Source organism: Aquitalea sp. FG25, assembly GCF_057809375.1.
The window spans coordinates 53,250-69,722 of the sequence record NZ_JBMDJV010000009.1 but is presented as its reverse complement, the minus strand read 5'-3'; the positions used below and the strand labels follow the sequence as shown (position 1 = coordinate 69,722).

Sequence of the window (16,473 nt, the reverse complement as noted above, 5' to 3'; positions counted from 1 at the left end):
GGGATAGGATTTGGCGTAGCCATTTCAGATTAACTGGTATTGAAGTGGTTACTTTTAATGACTAAAACGTGAACAGCGTAGGGAAATGGTCATGCCCCCCTGGCAGGGCATGGTGGCCTGATGACTGCAGCCAGTCTGTCGCAAACGCCTTCCAGGCCAGACCATGCAGCGTGGCCAGAAAGCCACAGCCAGGCAGAACAATGCAACAGGGGCCGCAAGCGGCCCCTGGAAAACAGCACAATGCGGCGACTTACTTGCGCCAGCTGATCAGTACCACACCCGACAGAATGATCACCATGGCCAGGATTTCCTGCTGTCCGACATGCTCGCCCAGCAACAGCATGCCCAACAGAACGGCGATGATGGGGTTTACATAGGCATAGCTGGTGGCCGCCGCCGGAGATACCGTTTTCAGCAGATGCAGATAAGCACTGTAGGCCACCATGGAGCCAAAAACTGACAGATAGGCGATAGCCGCCCAACCCTGCCACGGCGGGATGGCAGCCAGATGCTCGCCAGTAATGGTGCTGCCCAGCAACAAGGCCAGACCGCCAAAAATCATCATCCAGGCACTACCCATCGGCCCCTTGGGCTGCACAATCACCCGACTCCAGGCCGACCCCAGCGCCCAGCCCGCCGAGGCAAACAACAGCCAGAACGCCCCCATGGGGCTGGCACGCAGATTGGAACCCAGGTTCAGCACCAAGATGCCCAGCATACCCAGTGCAATCCCCGCCCATTCGCGGCCACGCGCGCGCAAGCCAAAACAGAAACGGCCAAACAACACGGTGAACAGGGGAACGGTGGCCACCACCAGCGCGGCCACCCCGGAAGACACCTGCTTTTCCGCCAGCGTGACAAAGCCGTTGCCGATGGCTGGCATCAATACGCCCAGAATGGCTGCGCCACGCAGTTCCTGCCGACTGGGCAAGCGATGGCCGCGCAGCAACAGGAAGGCCAACATCACGCTGCCGGCAAACAGAAAGCGCAGACCGGCCATCATGAAAGGCGGCCAGGATTCGATACCAATGCGTATGAAGAAATAGGTTGAGCCCCAGATGACATACAGGGCAAAGAAGGCTGACAGTGTCAGCAAGGACAGCGAAGCGTGGCGGGAAGGCATGGCGGACTCGGAGATACTGGCCGCTTACCATGCCTTCCGCATGCAGAAAACTCAAGCCTTGCCAGGAAAAGATCTGTTCTGCATGCAGAACAATCGCGGCAGGGTTAGCGCGGCGTCAGCGGGTGGCCAGGCGCTGCAGGATGTTGGAGAACTCTTCCATATAAGTGTCGAAGCGGGTGGCCAGACGGTCCACATCGGTGGCAAAGCGGTTATACGCCACCACCGCCGGAATGGCGGCAAACAGGCCAATGGCGGTAGCCACCAGTGCTTCGGCAATACCCGGTGCCACGGTGGACAAAGTAGCCTGACCCACATTACCCAGCCCGATAAAGGCATGCATGATGCCCCACACCGTGCCGAACAGGCCGATGTAGGGGCTGACCGAACCAACGGTTGCCAGGAAGGAGGTATGACTGTCCAGCGCATCCAGCTCGCGCTGGGCGGCGGCACGCATGGCACGGCGCGAACCATCCATGATGTCGGACAGCTCGGCCCCACTGCGGCCACGCAGCTTGAGGAATTCGGCAAAACCGGATTGGAAAATACGCTCCATGCCCACGCTGTCGTTGCGGCGGTTGGCGTCTTCATACAGGCGGTTCAGGTCGGCGCCGCTCCAGAAATTGCGCTCGAACTCGTCGCTGTGGCGACGCGCAGCACGCAATACGGCAATCTTGTTGAAAATCAGCGCCCACGACAGCACCGACACCAAGGCCAGGCCTGCCATGACCAGCTGCACCACCAGGCTGGCATTCATCACCAGGCTGAATATGGAAATCTGCTGCACGATGTTTCCTTGTCTGAATTAAAACGGCCTAGCGCAATACGCGGCCAGTTGTGAAATCAATGATGGTGGAAGGTTTTCTGCGCTTGCCTATGCGCCCAGGCAAGGTCAGTACCGTCTGGCCAAAGGCTTTGCGGCATGCTGCTGCAGTCTTTAACGCACGCTGGCCCGCCCGGTTGGCAGAAGTGGACACCAGCGCACTACCCAAAGCACGGCACAGCGCGGCGGCCTCGCCATGGGCGGTAATGCGCACCGCAATCTGGTCATGGCGGCCACGCAGCGCTGGCGGCACCTTGCGCGCGGCTGGCAGCAAAAAGGTATAAGGACCGGGCCAGTAAGTGGCAAGTTCCGCCCATTGTGCGGCGGAAAGCGGCTGCACCAGATGACGGATCTGGCTGACATCGGCGGCGATGACAATCAGGCCCTTGTGATTCGGCCTTGCCTTGACCGCCAGCACTCGTCGGATCGCCCGCACATCCGTCGGCAGGCAACCCAGCCCGAAACAGGATTCAGTGGAATAGGCAATCACCCCACCCGCGCGCAAACGTGCGCGCGCCTGCATCAGCAAGCCTGCCTTGGGCAGACGATATGGCGAGGACAAGCAGGAAGACGGCATGCAGGTTGGCAAGGAGTTGAAGCGAAGCTGCCATTGTAGCGGCAGCGCCGCACCGGATGAAACCGCGATCTGCAGTCTGCTCACTCTTTCTGGTTAATATATTTGGCGTAGAGGTGCACCAGCGTGCCATCGCGCTGCATACTGCGTAGCTGATCATTCAATTGCTGTATCAGTGCGTCCGGCATGCCAGGATTGCACGCCAGATACAGCATGGGGGTGTTGAATGTCAGGATGGGATGCAACTGGGTGACTTTTTCTCTGGCCAGCAAGGCTGCACCAGGATATTTCCCGGTAGCCCAGAAGTCGATGCGCCCCGCCAGCAATTTCTTGATATTGAGTTGGTCGGTGCTGGCCAGATCCACATCGAAGCCGCGATCAATCAGGAACTGGGCGGTCGCGTCCCCGCTATACCCGCCTATCTTGAAACGTCTGGCTTCTTCCAGTGACTTGATGGCATGACGGCTATCATTTCTGCCATAAAGTACCCAGGGATTATCAACCAATGGCCCAACCCATTTGAACTGATGCTCGCGTGCATCGGTACGCGCGGTGGAATAAAGGCAGGTATTGCTTTCCAGTATGGTCAGATTGAGCGCACGAATCCATGGCAGCATTTCGATGGCATAGCTGATACCGGCTCGGCGAAACACTTCTTGCAAGACATCGGTGGACATCCCGCTGATGCGGCCCCCACTGCCCATCATATTGAAGGGGGGGTAGTCCTCGGTGAGAATGCGCAGCGGCGGGCTGGCGTGGACGGCAAGACTGGCAGTCAATAGTACGCTGGCAAGTAACAGACGGATGGACATGGCAGCGGCTCCCGGATGTCAGCGACATTTGCAGTCTAGTCAAGCCTGCGGGGGCCTGCCATATAGGTCGGTTTTTTGCTGCTTTGCTGATGTCGGCGGCACTGGCGGCAAGGAGCGCCAGGCACAACAGCGCGAGACTTGGGCCGGGCTGCGGAATTGGCGCAGCCAGTAGCTCACCCGGCAGCAGCAACGGCGGGCATGGCGCAACAACGCCTGGGCGCTGTGCGGCAAGTGTGGTGTTTGGGCAGGCGAGGCAAACATGGCGGACTCCTGCTGGACGATGACTGACAAGCAGAATGTAGTGTCCTGCCGGTCAAAATCGCATAGAGATAGCCACGCAACACATCAAAAACCGATAAAGAAAACGGCACCGCCAGGGTGCCGTTGCATGCCGTTGCGCCATAAGCGCTTACTTGGGGCGGTTGATCGCCTTGCTGCCGATATCGCGGCGCAGCTGGCTACCATCAAAATGGATGGCATCGGCCACCGCATAGGCTTTTTGCTGGGCCATTTTCACGCTGTCGCCCAGGCCTACCGCACACAGCACGCGGCCACCATGGCTCACCACCTGCTTGCTGTCGTTGAAGGTGGTACCGGCATGGAACACCATGCTGTCTGCGGTTTCTGCCGGCAGGCCGGTGATGACGTCGCCCTTGCGCGGCGCATCCGGGTAACCGGCGGCAGCCAGCACCACACCCAGCGCCACACGGCGGTCCCATTCGGCTTCCACCTGATCCAGCTTGCCGTTGACACCGGCTTCCAGCAGCACGGTGAAGTCGGACTTCAAGCGCGCCATGATGGGCTGGGTTTCCGGGTCGCCAAAGCGGCAGTTGAATTCGATGGTGAACGGGTTGCCGTCGTGGTCGATCATCAGACCGGCGTACAGGAAGCCGGTGTAGCTGTGGCCGTCCTTTTTCATGCCTTGCACCGTGGGCAGGATGATTTCGCGCATCACGCGGTTATGCACCTGCGGGGTAACCACCGGTGCCGGGCTGTAAGCACCCATGCCGCCGGTATTGGGGCCCAGGTCGTTGTCCAGCAGACGTTTATGATCCTGGCTGGTGGCCATCGGCAACACGTGGTCGCCATCCACCATCACGATGAAGCTGGCTTCTTCGCCTTGCAGGAAGTCTTCGATTACCACGCGCGCACCAGCGCTGCCCATCTTGTTGCCCACCAGCATGTCGTCGATGGCGGCATGGGCTTCGTCCAACGTCAGTGCCACTACCACGCCCTTGCCCGCCGCCAGGCCATCGGCCTTGATCACGATGGGCGCGCCCTTGCCAGCCACATAGGCATGGGCCTCGGCTGCATCGGTAAAGGTCTGGTAACCGGCAGTGGGAATACCATGGCGCTGCATGAAGGCCTTGGCAAAGTCCTTGGAGCTTTCCAGTTGGGCACAGAACTGGGTGGGGCCGAAAATTTTCAGGCCAGCCGCACGGAAGGCATCCACCACACCGGCAGCCAACGGCGCTTCCGGGCCGACCACAGTGAGCTGGATGTCTTCACGACGGGCAAATTCCACCAGGGCGTCATTGCCGTTCAGCTCGACATTGGTGAGATTGGGGTCCAAGGCGGTGCCGGCATTGCCCGGGGCCACAAATACCTTGGAGACGCGATTGGACTTGGCAATACGCCACGCCAGTGCGTGTTCGCGGCCACCGGAACCGATTACCAACACTTTCATCTTGCGAGATCCTTCATCGTTAGCGGCAGCGCCTTGGCTGCCGACTTCAAGCCGCAAGCCCGGTCGGGCTGCGCTCAGAATTGTACATTTAGCGTGGCGGGAAACGGATAAATCCCGCTACCTGCATCGGGAAGCAATTGCGCGTGCTGGCTGATTTTCTTGCCGTCGATCAGCCCCTGCCATTGCACATCCAGCGGGTAGAAGCGGCCATTGGCGGCACCAACTTGTGGCAGCCAGCGCCAGCGTACCTGCAGATCAGTCACCGCCGGACAGCCATCCCCACCACCGTCACCGCACACACCTTTGTTGTCGGCCTGTTCGGTCAGATGCCCCATGCTGCGAATATCTGTGGCCGTGGCATGGAAAAACTCCACCGTACTGGCGGTGTAGCCTTGCTGCAGATAGCCACTTTGCATCACCCAGCCCCATTCATGCGGGCCAAGCTGTACCACGCGTGCGCTGGCCGCCATGCCGTTGGTGCCCATTTCCAGCTGCTTCTCCGTCTGCAGCACGTACTGGCCGTTCTGCAACACAAACAGCAGCAGGCGGCTGATACCGGAAGCGGCAAAGCTGTCCATACCCTCGCCGGCAGAATCCGCCGTATCTGCCACAAAGGTGGTCAGTAGCAGCTGACGGCCCTGGCCGTCCTGCGCCAGTTGCAGCGGCCCGAAGCTACCAACAAACGGACCCGCACTATTACTGGCCTTGGCATCCAGCTTCCACTGCCCGGGCTTGGTGGCGGTTTGCATGTTCTGCGCACTGCGGTATACCGCCACGGCCTGCTCGGCCAGCGGCTTGAGATCTGGCGCACGGGCGGCGGGCAACACGGCAGCAGGCGGCGTTGACGGCTGTTCCAGCCAGTACACCCCGGCGGCCAGGCCGAGTATCAGCACAATCAGCAGCATGGTCCTGTTGGTCTTGGTCACGGCTTCTCCGGCGGACGGCAAAGCAACATGATACAGGCCTCCCCAACGCAAACTGCGCGGGGAGGCTGCTCGCGCTTAGTGGCGGAAATGACGCACGCCGGTCAGCACCATGGCAATGCCATGCTCGTCGGCTGCGGCAAACACTTCTTCGTCACGCATGGAGCCACCCGGCTGGATGATGGCCTTGATGCCCTGCTCGGCAATCACGTCGATACCGTCGCGGAAGGGGAAGAAGGCATCACTGGAGGCCACGGCACCTTGCAGGCTCAAACCGGCATCCTGCGCCTTGCGGGCGGCGATGCGGGTGGAGTCCACGCGGCTCATCTGACCAGCGCCGATACCGGCGGTCTGGCCGTTATTGCAGAACACGATGGCATTGGATTTGACAAACTTGGCCACGCGCCAGGCGAACAGCAGATCGGACATTTCCTGCGGGGTGGGTTGACGCTTGGTCACCACGCACAGTTCGTCCAGCGCCACATTGCGGATGTCCGGGGTTTGTACCAGTACACCACCACCCACGCGTTTCAGTTCATAGCGGTTGGCACCGGTTTCCAGCGGAATTTCCAGCACACGTACGTTTTTCTTGGCGGCGATGATGGCCTTGGCTTCTTCGGTGAAGGACGGGGCGATCAGCACTTCCAGGAACTGGCCGGTCACGGCTTCCACGGTTTCAGCATCTACCGGGCGGTTGAAGGCAATGATGCCGCCAAAGGCGCTGGTGGTGTCGGTGGCAAAAGCCAGCTTGTAGGCGCTCAGGGTGTCACCGGCCACGGCCACGCCGCAGGGGTTGGCGTGCTTGACGATGACACAGGCGGTCTGGTCGAAGGTTTTGACTGCTTCCCAGGCTGCATCAGCGTCAGCGATGTTGTTGTAGGACAATTCCTTGCCCTGCAGCTGACGGTAGCCGGAGATGGTGCCGGCTGCCGGGTCCAGATCGCGGTAGAAGGCAGCGGATTGATGCGGGTTTTCGCCGTAGCGCATGTCCTGCACCTTGACGAACTGGGCATTCAGGCGGTTGGGGAAAGCCACGCGTTCGGGCTTGCCGCTCACCACGCCATCGGCCAGGCTGGTCAGGTAGTTGGAGATGGCACCATCGTAAGCAGCAGTGTGGGTGAAGGCTTTTTTGGCCAGTTCGAAGCGGGTGGTCTTGGCCAGCTTGCCGTCATTGGCCTTCAGTTCGGCGGACAGTGCAGCGTAGTCGGCAGCGTCGGTGACGATGGCAACGTGGGCCCAGTTCTTGGCGGCGGAGCGCACCATGGTGGGGCCGCCGATGTCGATGTTCTCGATGGCGTCTTCCAGCACACAGTCCGGGTTGGCGATGGTGGCTTCAAACGGGTAGAGGTTCACGCACACCAGGTCGATGTTGCCGATATCGTATTCGGCCATCTTGGCCACGTGTTCCGGCAGGTCGCGACGACCCAGAATGCCGCCATGCACCTTGGGGTGCAGGGTTTTCACACGGCCATCCAGCATTTCCGGGAAGCCGGTGTAATCGGACACTTCGGTCACCGGCACACCGTTGTCAGCCAGCAATTTGGCAGTACCGCCAGTCGACAGGATGTGCACGCCCAGTGCGGCCAGTTGCTGTGCAAATTCCAGAACACCGGTCTTGTCGGATACGCTGATCAGCGCGCGTTCGATTTTGGTCATGTTTCTCTACCACCTTGGCTAATGAATGAAAAAGCTGTTTTAACTGTGGCCCGATGCCCGCATCAGGCCGTATCCGGCTTGCCCTGCCTTGCCGGCAGGCACAAAAAAACCGGCCATCCTGTGTGGGGTATGGCCGGTTTATCTTCATATCAAATCATACGACTTCATTTTTTTACGCAGCGTGTTGCGATTGAGCCCGAGCAGCTCCGCCGCCCGGGTCTGGTTACCCTGGGTATGGGTAAGCACTACCTCGATCAGGGGTTTTTCCACACAGGCCAGCACCATATCGTAGATGGAGGCGGGAATTTCGCCGTCCAGATCACGGAAATATTGTTCCATCGCCAGCCGGACCGACTGCGAAATATGTTCGTTGTTTTGCATGTTTATTGTTCTGTCTTCAACATATGGTGTGAACGCTGCGTACTGCACTGTAGCCCGCCCGCTGGCGGTCTGCCCCTGCCTGTCAGTCAGACCGGAACGGCCTCTTCTGCCAGGATTGAAGCGTATTCCAGTCGTTCTGACTGCCCGGCAAGCTGATCGAAATAAGCGGCAACTGCCAGCCGTTGCCCGGCGGTTTCTTCCAGCTGGTACATCGCCTGGCGGAATTCATTGGAACCCCTCAGCCCCCTGGTGTACCAGGCAATATGCTTGCGGGCGATACGACAGCCGGAATACTCACCGTAAAACCCGTACAAATCATCCAGATGCTCCAGCATGATCTGGCGGATTTCCGTCACCCGGGGTGGCGGCAAACACTCTCCCGTGTCCAGATAGTGCTGCATCTCGCGAAAAATCCACGGCCGCCCCTGCGCCGCCCGGCCTATCATCACCGCATCGGCTCCGGTGTACTGCAATACCTGCTGCGCCTTTTGCGGGGTGTCGATGTCACCATTGGCAATCAGCGGAATACCAATGCTGGCCTTGACCGCGCGGATGGTGTCGTACTCGGCATCCCCCCGATACATGTCTTCGCGGGTACGGCCATGCAGCGCCAGCGCCGCGATGCCGCAATCCTCGGCCAGCCGTGCAATGCGCAAGGCATTGCGGTGTTCCGGGCTCCAGCCAGTACGGGTTTTCAGCGTCACCGGTACATCCACCGCCTTGACTACCGCTTCCAGAATGCGACCCACCAGCGCTTCGTCACGCAACAAGGCCGAACCGGCTGCCACATTGCATACTTTCTTGGCCGGACAACCCATATTGATGTCGATGATCTGCGCGCCCTGCTCCACATTGATACGTGCTGCTTCCGCCATCTGCTGCGGGTCCGAACCGGCAATCTGCACCGAAATCGGCTCCACTTCGCCGGCATGGTCGGCCCGACGCAAGGTCTTGGCTGTGGCCCACAAGGACTTGTTGGACGTGATCATTTCCGACACTGCCATGGCTGCACCCATTTTCTTGCACAGCATGCGAAACGGCCTATCCGTCACGCCGGCCATGGGGGCGACGATCAGCCGGTTTTTCAGGGTGTAAGGGCCTATGCGCATCGGAGTTTTCTGCGGTCAAACAAGCAAAAGGGCGGCCATTGTACTGCTTTTTTTTTAGGCGGTAAAAAATTTTTGCTTATTTTTTGAGCAAGGTCGATAGCCAGAAGAAATGGTACTGGCGGGTACTGCTGAAGGGGTGGGGGTTGGAAGTCAGCCGATAAGCCGGGTTCTGTCGTTGGACAGTCATTCCTCTAGTACTGCCGTTACCGACAGTCTCAAGCAACCTACCCGGGGACAACGCGAGCCACGTTAACGCCCCCCTATTTGGTCTTGCTCCTGATGGGGTTTAGCCTGCCGTCCGTGTTGCCACGTTCGCGGTGCGCTCTTACCGCACCTTTTCACCCTTACCTGTGCTGACAAGTCAGCCATCGGCGGTTCAGCTCTCTGTTCCACTTTCCGTCGCCTCACGGCGCCCGGCCGTTAGCCGGCATCATGCTCTGCGGAGCCCGGACTTTCCTCCCCGCCCCTGCTTGCGCAGCAGCGCGGCGACTGTCTGTCTGACTTCCAACCTGCGATTTTACCTGAAGCAGATCAAAGTTGTGGCACTTTTTACAAGTGACCAGATAGTATTCATTTATACTGAACCGCTATTTCTGTGGAATATATTTATCAATGGAGAGAAATCAGGCCAGGCTGTCGCGCTTGCAGCTGCTTGGCACCCTGCTCATCATTTTTCTGCTGGCAATCACGCTGGCGGCCTATTTCCTGCTGACCAGCTGGGAAGACTTCCACGCGCGCCAGCAGCAAGTGGAAAGCGATGCCTATCGGCACGCGCAGGAATATCTCCAATCCTCTGGCGACCATACCGCACAAACTCTGCTGGCCTTGCGCGCGCATGCCACCGACACCCTCAAGCAGCAGCTCAAGGATCAGGTAGATCAGGCCTATCATGTGGCTGATGGTATCTGGCAGCAGGAACACGCACGCCTGCCACCGGCACGGGTAAAGGCATTGATCATCGAAGCACTGCGGCCGCTGAGCTTTTTTGACGGGCGCGGCTACTTCTTTATCGACACCATGGGTGGCCGCTGCGTCTTGCTGCCCACCGCACCTCAGCTGGAAGGCAGCTCGCTGCTGGAAAACAGGGATGATCAAGGCCGCTACATCATGAAGACGCTGATTACTGCGGTCAGCACACCCGAGCAAGAAGGTTATGCCAGCTACCGTTGGTACTTGCCTGGCAGCCGGATGATGGCCGACAAAGTTGCCTATTCACGACAGTTTGCACCTTATGGCTGGCTGATTGGCAGCGGCGAATACATTGCCAATGTAGAGGCATCACTGCAGCAGCGTGCACTTGCCCTGCTTGCCAGCATGCAACTGGACAAGGATAACGATGACCTGATGGTCATCGACAATCAGGGCGTGCTGCAGCTGTTCCCGGCCAATCCATCCCTGCAGGGCCGCCACTACCTGGCGCTGGCACCGGCACTGCGCAAGCGGGTGCTGGAGGCCATCCAACTGGGGCGGCAAGGTGGCTTTATGGAATACAGCATTCCTGCGGGCAAAAACGGTGCACCAGTCAGCCACCTGGCCTATGCCCGCCGACTACCCGGCTGGGACTGGACCCTGGTCAACGCCATGCACATCCAGTCCATCCGCGACAGCAGCATACAAGCGAGTACCGCGCTGGAAGGACAATTGCTGGGCCGTATCAAGGCCACATTGCTGATGAGCTTGCTGGCCATGGCCAGTGCCGGTTTACTGTCCTGGTGGTTTGTGCGCTGGATGAACGCACTGCTGGCCCGCTACCAGCTTGACCTGCGCCGCAGCCATGTCGAGCTGGAATCCAGCACGCGCGAACTGAAGCTCAGCCATTTCATGATTGACCATGCGACAGATCTGGTCGCCCTGCAAACCGCAGACGGCGTGCTGGTTTACGCCAACCGCGCTGCCCAGGATTGCATGGGGCAGGACGAGACGTTGCGCAGCCAATTGTCGCAGCAACTGTTTTCACACGCAGGCCAGGCACTGCCACATACATTTGAAACCCGGCTGCAATGTCGGCAGGGACATCTGCATCTGGAAGTCACCCTGACCGGGCTGGACTACCAGGGCGTGCGTTATCTGTGCGCCACAGCACGTGACATCAGCCAGCGTCATCATGCCGCCCGCCAGCAACGCCTGGCGGCCAAGGTGTTCGAATCCAGCAATGAAGCCATTCTGATTACCAACGCCGATAACCGCATTCTGGCGGTCAACCAGGCCTTTACCCAGATCACCGGCTACACCGAGCAGGATGTGCTGGGGCAGTCGCCCGCAATGCTGGCATCCGGCCAGCACGATGCCGATTTCTACCGGCGCATGTGGGCTAGCCTGAAAGAACGCGGCCAATGGTCTGGCGAAATCTGGAACCGCCGCAAGAATGGTGAGGCCTTCCCCGAGTGGCTGAATATCAGCGTGCTGACCGATGAGCACGGACAGATCACCCACCATGTTGCCTTCTTTACCGATATTTCCGAGCGCAAGGAACACGAAGCCCGTATCCAGCATCTGGCCGAATACGATGCCCTCACCGATCTGCCAAACCGCATTCTGGTCAACGACCGCCTGCAGCAGGCCATTCGTCTGGCGGAACGCCAGTCCGGGCAGCTGGCGGTGCTGTTTGTCGATCTGGATCACTTCAAAAACATCAACGATACCCTGGGACACAACACCGGTGATGAGTTGCTCAAGCAGGTGGCTGGCCGGCTGTGCGGCGCGGTGCGGGAGCTGGACACCGTAGGCCGCACCGGTGGCGACGAGTTTGTGCTGATCCTTCCCTCCATCGCCCAGCCCGATGAGGCCGCACAGGTTGCCGAACGTATCCTGCGCGCCATGCAGCTGCCATTTGATATGGATGGCACTTCGCTGGTCGTCAGCTGCAGCATCGGCATCAGCCTGTTGCCGGATGATGGCCAGGACATCCAGGCCCTGCTGATGAATGCCGATCTGGCCATGTACCACGCCAAAGCCCATGGCCGGAATACCTTCCGCTTCTACGCCCGTGAAATGAACACCCAGGTGGCCGATCGGCTGCAACTGGAAAACCGGCTGCGCCATGCACTGGAGCAGGAGGAACTGTTCCTGTTGTTCCAGCCGCAATACGACATCAACAGCAATGCCCTGATCGGTTGTGAAGTACTGCTGCGCTGGCAGGACCCGCAGGAAGGCCTGATCATGCCATCCCGCTTTATTCCGATTGCCGAAGACAGCGGTTTGATCGTTCCACTGGGACGCTGGGTGCTGCGCGAAGCCTGCATGCAGATGGCCCGCTGGCGTCAGCAAGGCCTGCAGTTGCCCAAGATTGCCGTGAATGTCTCGGCACGCCAGCTGGCACGGATGGATTTCATCGATGATGTCCGTGCTGCCTTGCAGGAAAGCGGCCTACCCGGCCATTGCCTGGAAATCGAAGTCACCGAAAGCACGCTGATGGAAGATGCCGACCTGGCAGCCCGCCAGTTGGCCATCATCAAGGCGATGGGGGTGAGGTTGTCAGTAGACGACTTTGGTACCGGCTATTCCAGCCTGGCCTATCTCAAGCGTTTTGCCCCGGACACCATCAAGATCGACCGCTCCTTTGTCTGCGAGCTGCCCGGTGACAGCGAGGATGCCGCCATTGTTTCCGCCATCATTCATCTGGCCCGTGCGCTGGGAATGAGCACCCTGGCCGAAGGCGTGGAAACCGAGGCGCAGCATCACTATTTGCGCGAACTCGGTTGCGGTGGCATTCAAGGTTATCTGCTGGGCAGACCACAGACTGCGGACAGCCTGGCTTCCCAGCTAGACGAAGCCATCCTGTGACACCTCGCGGGCCGACGCCACGCGTTCGGCCTGCCCTGGACGTGGAATCAACAAGGAACAAGCGCCAGCCAGCACCACGATGCCAAGGCCAAGCAACATGCCATCAGACGGGCTGCCTCGCAGCGACTGCACCGCTGGCAACAAGGCAAAATGAGGCCGGCACCCAGATTGAAAGCGCCTGCATTAAGGCCCGGCAACAGCCCAGGGCTGCCTGCTGGTGACAGCACAACACCCAGTCCATTAAGCATGATGTTGGCAGTACCGGCATAAGCCACACCGGCCAGCACCGTGGCGGCCATCATCCACCCCAGGCTGGACAAGCCCTGTGTCAGCATCAGCACAATCGCCAGCAGGCTGCCTGCCAACCCCAGCCGCAACACCCGGCCATATCCCCAGCGTGGGGCCAGTTGACCAGCCAGCGGCCCCACCAGCCATCCCACCAGGGCATAAGGCGTAAGCAATAACCAGGCTGCCTGCTCTGCTGACAGGCCAAAGCCGCCAACAGCCTGCTGGGCATGCGTCATCACCAGCCCGTTGATGATGGCGAACACCCCCGTCATCGTCAGTACCGTAGTCAGCAGCAAGGGCCAGATGCAGCGCTGCCGCAGCAGGGACAAGGCAAGCAACGGCTGACTGCTACGCTGTTCGGTATACAGAAACAGGCCCAGCCCCGGCATCCCCGCCAGGGCCATGCCTGCGCTGAGCAACCCGTCGTTATCACGGCCAGCGGCCAGCAGATGTAGTGCCCACAACAGGCTGCCCAATGACAACACCAGCCAGCCAACACCGGGCCAATCCATACGCGCCTGCGCAGACGGCCTGGACTCCGGGGCGAGCCAGGCAACCAGCGCACAAGCCAGTGCAGCAAACAGTGCAATGCACCAGAACACCGCCCGGAAGCCAAAGGCAGTTGCCAGCCAGCCACCGGCAATTGCGTCGATACCCGCAATGCCGCCGTTGACGGCGGTGATAACCCCCATCAGCAGGCCATAACGCTGTGGATCGTCCACCTCGTGGTACAGCATCAGCAGACAAACCGGCACCACCGGCCCGGACACCCCCTGTATCAAGCGGGCCAGTTGCAGCACGGCAACCGATGGTGCCAGCGCAGCCAGCACACTGCCCGCCAGCATAACCAGCAACATGCCCAGCAACACCCGCTTGCGCCCCACCATATCGCCCAGACGAGGCAGAAACAGTGAAAACAGGGCCGCTGCGGTAAAGAATGCTGTTTGCGACATCCCCACCGCCGCATCGCTGGCCTGCAGCTCCCCAGCCATCGTCACCAGTACCGGACTGAGCATGCTGGCATTGAGCTGAAAGGCAATGCAGGCGGCCAGCAGTGCCGTCATCAGGCTGGCAAGACCGGGCTGACTGGCACGACTCATGTCCGTCCCTCCCCGATCACGCGCAAAGCGTCTTCAATCATCTGCCAGAAATAGTGCTGATCCAGTTGCACCGCCACCTGGGTATGGCAATCCTCGGCGGGTGGCTGACGGAAATCGGCCACCGTCATGCCCAGCGTCAGGGTGCCGTGCAGCTCCACATCCAGCGGTACTTTGCGTACCGTCATCACCTGCGGATCGATCACATAAGCCACCGCACAGGGGTCGTGTACCGGTGGGCTGGCAAAGCCCTGTTCACGGCGGTAGGTGTCGCCAAAGAACCGCAGCAGTTCCTGCACGAAGCGGGCCGGGCGGGTTGCCAGGGCGGCAATGCGCGCCTGTACTTCAGGGGTGGCCAGCGCCTGATGGGTGAGATCCAGTCCCACCATGGTGAGTGGCCAGGGGGTATTGAATACGATATGGGCAGCTTCCGGGTCGATCTTGATATTGAACTCGGCGACCGCACTCCAGTTGCCGGTGTGATAGCCCCCACCCATCAGCACCACTTCGCGCACCCGGCTGGCAATGCGCGGCTCCTTGCGCACGGCCAGGGCAATATTGGTGAGGGCACCGGTTGGCACCAGGGTGATCTCGCCCGGCGGATGGGCCATGATCAGTTCGATGATCAGGTCCACCGCATGCCGGGGGTCGGCCTGGCGAGTGGGAGGCGGTAGCACCGGCCCATCCATGCCGCTGTCGCCATGAATGGAAGGTGCCACTTCGATTTCCCGCACCAGCGGGCGCGCGCAGCCAGCGGCAATCGGCACATCCATGCCGGCAAGTTCGGCCACGGCCAGCGCATTGCGGGTCACCTTTTCCAGGGTCTGATTGCCGGCAACCGTCGTCACCGCCAACAGTTCGATTACCGGGCTGCCATGCGCCAGCAGCATGGCGATGGCATCATCGTGACCCGGATCGCAATCGAGAATTATTTTTCTGCGCATGGTACATCCCCTGCATTCTGGGAGGGAAACAGCCGGGAGCGACGCCCCCGTGCCATTAAAGGACTTCAGCCATTGATATCGGCAGATGCACTGTCCGTTGCCAGCCAGTACTCCACCAGCCGGACCCAAAAACTGGCGGCCAGTGGCAGAGCCTCGTCGTTGAAGTCGTAGCCAGGGTTATGCACCATGCAGCTGCCTTCACCATCGCCATTACCAACAATGAAGTAACAGCCCGGCACCTGCTCCAGCCAATAGGCAAAATCCTCGCTGCCGGTGAGCGGGGGAAGGTCTTCCAGCACATTGCTCGCGCCCAGGCACTCGCGCGCCAACAGGCTGGCTTGATGGGTGATGATGTCGTCGTTGATCAGCACCGGATAGCCATGTTCGAAAATGATTTCTGCGTGCGCACCATAGGCAGCTGCATGCTGCTCGGCCAGTTGGCGAATGCGCAGATGCAGCAGTTCGCGGATATCGGCTTTCAATGCGCGTACCGTCAGGCGCAATTCGGCACTGGCGGGAATCACATTGGCTGCATCACCGGCTAGCAAGGCACCGACTGTCACCACTGCGGTATCCAGTGGTGACACATTGCGCGACACGATGGTTTGCAGTGCCATCACGAGTGCTGCCGCCACCACAACCGGGTCGATGGCACTCTGCGGCATGGCACCATGGCCGCCGGTGCCATGCAAGTGAATGGTGATGGTATCGGTGGATGCCATGAAAGCCCCGGCACGAAAACCCAGTTTGCCCAAGGGGATGCCCGGCATATTGTGCAGGGCAAAAATGGCATCGCAGGGAAAGCGCTGGAACAAGCCTTCATCCAGCATGCGTTTGGCACCGGAGCCACCATGTCCTTCTTCGGCAGGCTGGAAAAACAGGTGCAAGGTACCGGCAAAGCGCCGGCTGCGCGCCAGTTCACAGGCAGCCGCCAGCAAGATGGCGGTGTGGCCATCATGACCACAGGCATGCATCTTGCCGTCGATCTGGCTGATCCAGGGGCGAGTACCGCTTTCCTGGATGGGCAGGGCATCCATGTCGGCGCGCAAACCGATGCTTGGCCCCTTGCCACACTGCAGGGTGGCCACCACCCCGGTACCACCGATGCCGGTGCAAACCTGATAGCCCCAGGCTTGCAGTTTTTCCTGGATCAGCCGACTGGTATTGAACTCCTCGAAACCGAGTTCGGGATGTGCATGCAACTGGCGACGCAAGGCGATCATTTCGTCGGCGATGTTCTGGATGCCTGGCAGGATGGCGCTGAACATGATGGGGG

Annotated in this window: 14 protein-coding genes and 1 other RNA gene; 1 reads left to right on the top strand and 14 read right to left on the bottom strand. The window is 60.0% G+C overall.

The features are described from left to right. Positions 1-250: 250 nt before the first annotated feature. From yedA to rnpB, 11 genes are all read right to left on the bottom strand, one after another. A complete protein-coding gene (gene yedA / locus ACODR9_RS09930; RefSeq protein ID WP_488809099.1) occupies positions 251-1,123 on the bottom strand; it encodes a drug/metabolite exporter YedA in 873 nt (290 codons plus the stop codon). Positions 1,124-1,238: 115 nt separating this feature from the next. Next, complete coding sequence (gene tolQ / locus ACODR9_RS09925; RefSeq protein ID WP_178971840.1) at positions 1,239-1,907, bottom strand: protein TolQ; 669 nt, start codon at positions 1,905-1,907, stop codon at positions 1,239-1,241. 28 nt (positions 1,908-1,935) lie between these two features. Beyond that, the gene (gene tsaC, locus ACODR9_RS09920) at positions 1,936-2,604 is read right to left on the bottom strand and encodes an L-threonylcarbamoyladenylate synthase type 1 TsaC (protein WP_488809098.1); all 669 of its coding nucleotides are present in this window, start codon (positions 2,602-2,604) and stop codon (positions 1,936-1,938) included. Further along, positions 2,601-3,329, bottom strand: coding sequence for a substrate-binding periplasmic protein (locus ACODR9_RS09915; RefSeq protein WP_488809097.1), 729 nt, complete (start codon positions 3,327-3,329; stop codon positions 2,601-2,603). The genes tsaC and ACODR9_RS09915 overlap by 4 nt, the downstream gene beginning before the upstream one ends. Positions 3,330-3,368: 39 nt before the next feature. Then, complete coding sequence (locus tag ACODR9_RS09910; RefSeq protein WP_488809096.1) at positions 3,369-3,590, bottom strand: hypothetical protein; 222 nt, start codon at positions 3,588-3,590, stop codon at positions 3,369-3,371. Between the two features lie 148 nt (positions 3,591-3,738). Continuing rightward, positions 3,739-5,016 carry a phosphoribosylamine--glycine ligase gene (gene purD / locus ACODR9_RS09905; RefSeq protein WP_488809095.1) on the bottom strand — a complete coding sequence of 426 codons (1,278 nt, stop codon included), beginning with the start codon at positions 5,014-5,016 and terminating at the stop codon, positions 3,739-3,741. A gap of 74 nt (positions 5,017-5,090) precedes the next feature. Further along, a complete protein-coding gene (locus ACODR9_RS09900) occupies positions 5,091-5,942 on the bottom strand; it encodes a hypothetical protein (RefSeq protein WP_488809094.1) in 852 nt (283 codons plus the stop codon). A 75-nt stretch (positions 5,943-6,017) separates the two neighbouring features. Then, positions 6,018-7,595, bottom strand: coding sequence for a bifunctional phosphoribosylaminoimidazolecarboxamide formyltransferase/IMP cyclohydrolase (gene purH / locus ACODR9_RS09895; RefSeq protein WP_488809093.1), 1,578 nt, complete (start codon positions 7,593-7,595; stop codon positions 6,018-6,020). 144 nt (positions 7,596-7,739) lie between these two features. Further along, a complete protein-coding gene (locus tag ACODR9_RS09890) occupies positions 7,740-7,976 on the bottom strand; it encodes a helix-turn-helix domain-containing protein (protein WP_045845804.1) in 237 nt (78 codons plus the stop codon). Between the two features lie 86 nt (positions 7,977-8,062). Then, entirely contained in the window at positions 8,063-9,085 is a 1,023-nt protein-coding gene (gene dusB / locus ACODR9_RS09885) for a tRNA dihydrouridine synthase DusB (protein ID WP_488809092.1), read from the bottom strand. A 142-nt stretch (positions 9,086-9,227) separates the two neighbouring features. Continuing rightward, positions 9,228-9,590: RNase P RNA component class A (gene rnpB / locus ACODR9_RS09880), an RNA gene on the bottom strand. A gap of 107 nt (positions 9,591-9,697) precedes the next feature. On the opposite strand from rnpB, the gene ACODR9_RS09875 reads away from it, so the two are divergent. Next, entirely contained in the window at positions 9,698-12,868 is a 3,171-nt protein-coding gene (locus ACODR9_RS09875) for a bifunctional diguanylate cyclase/phosphodiesterase (protein ID WP_488809091.1), read from the top strand. A gap of 47 nt (positions 12,869-12,915) precedes the next feature. On the opposite strand, the gene uriT is transcribed toward ACODR9_RS09875, so the two are convergent. From uriT to ACODR9_RS09860, 3 genes are all read right to left on the bottom strand, one after another. Further along, positions 12,916-14,256 carry a uridine transporter UriT gene (uriT, locus tag ACODR9_RS09870; protein WP_488809090.1) on the bottom strand — a complete coding sequence of 447 codons (1,341 nt, stop codon included), beginning with the start codon at positions 14,254-14,256 and terminating at the stop codon, positions 12,916-12,918. Continuing rightward, complete coding sequence (gene uriH / locus ACODR9_RS09865; protein WP_488809089.1) at positions 14,253-15,197, bottom strand: uridine-preferring nucleoside hydrolase UriH; 945 nt, start codon at positions 15,195-15,197, stop codon at positions 14,253-14,255. The genes uriT and uriH overlap by 4 nt, the downstream gene beginning before the upstream one ends. Before the next feature lie 65 nt (positions 15,198-15,262). After that, positions 15,263-16,465, bottom strand: a complete 1,203-nt coding sequence (locus ACODR9_RS09860; RefSeq protein ID WP_488809088.1) for a M20 aminoacylase family protein — start codon at positions 16,463-16,465, stop codon at positions 15,263-15,265. Positions 16,466-16,473 lie beyond the last annotated feature (8 nt).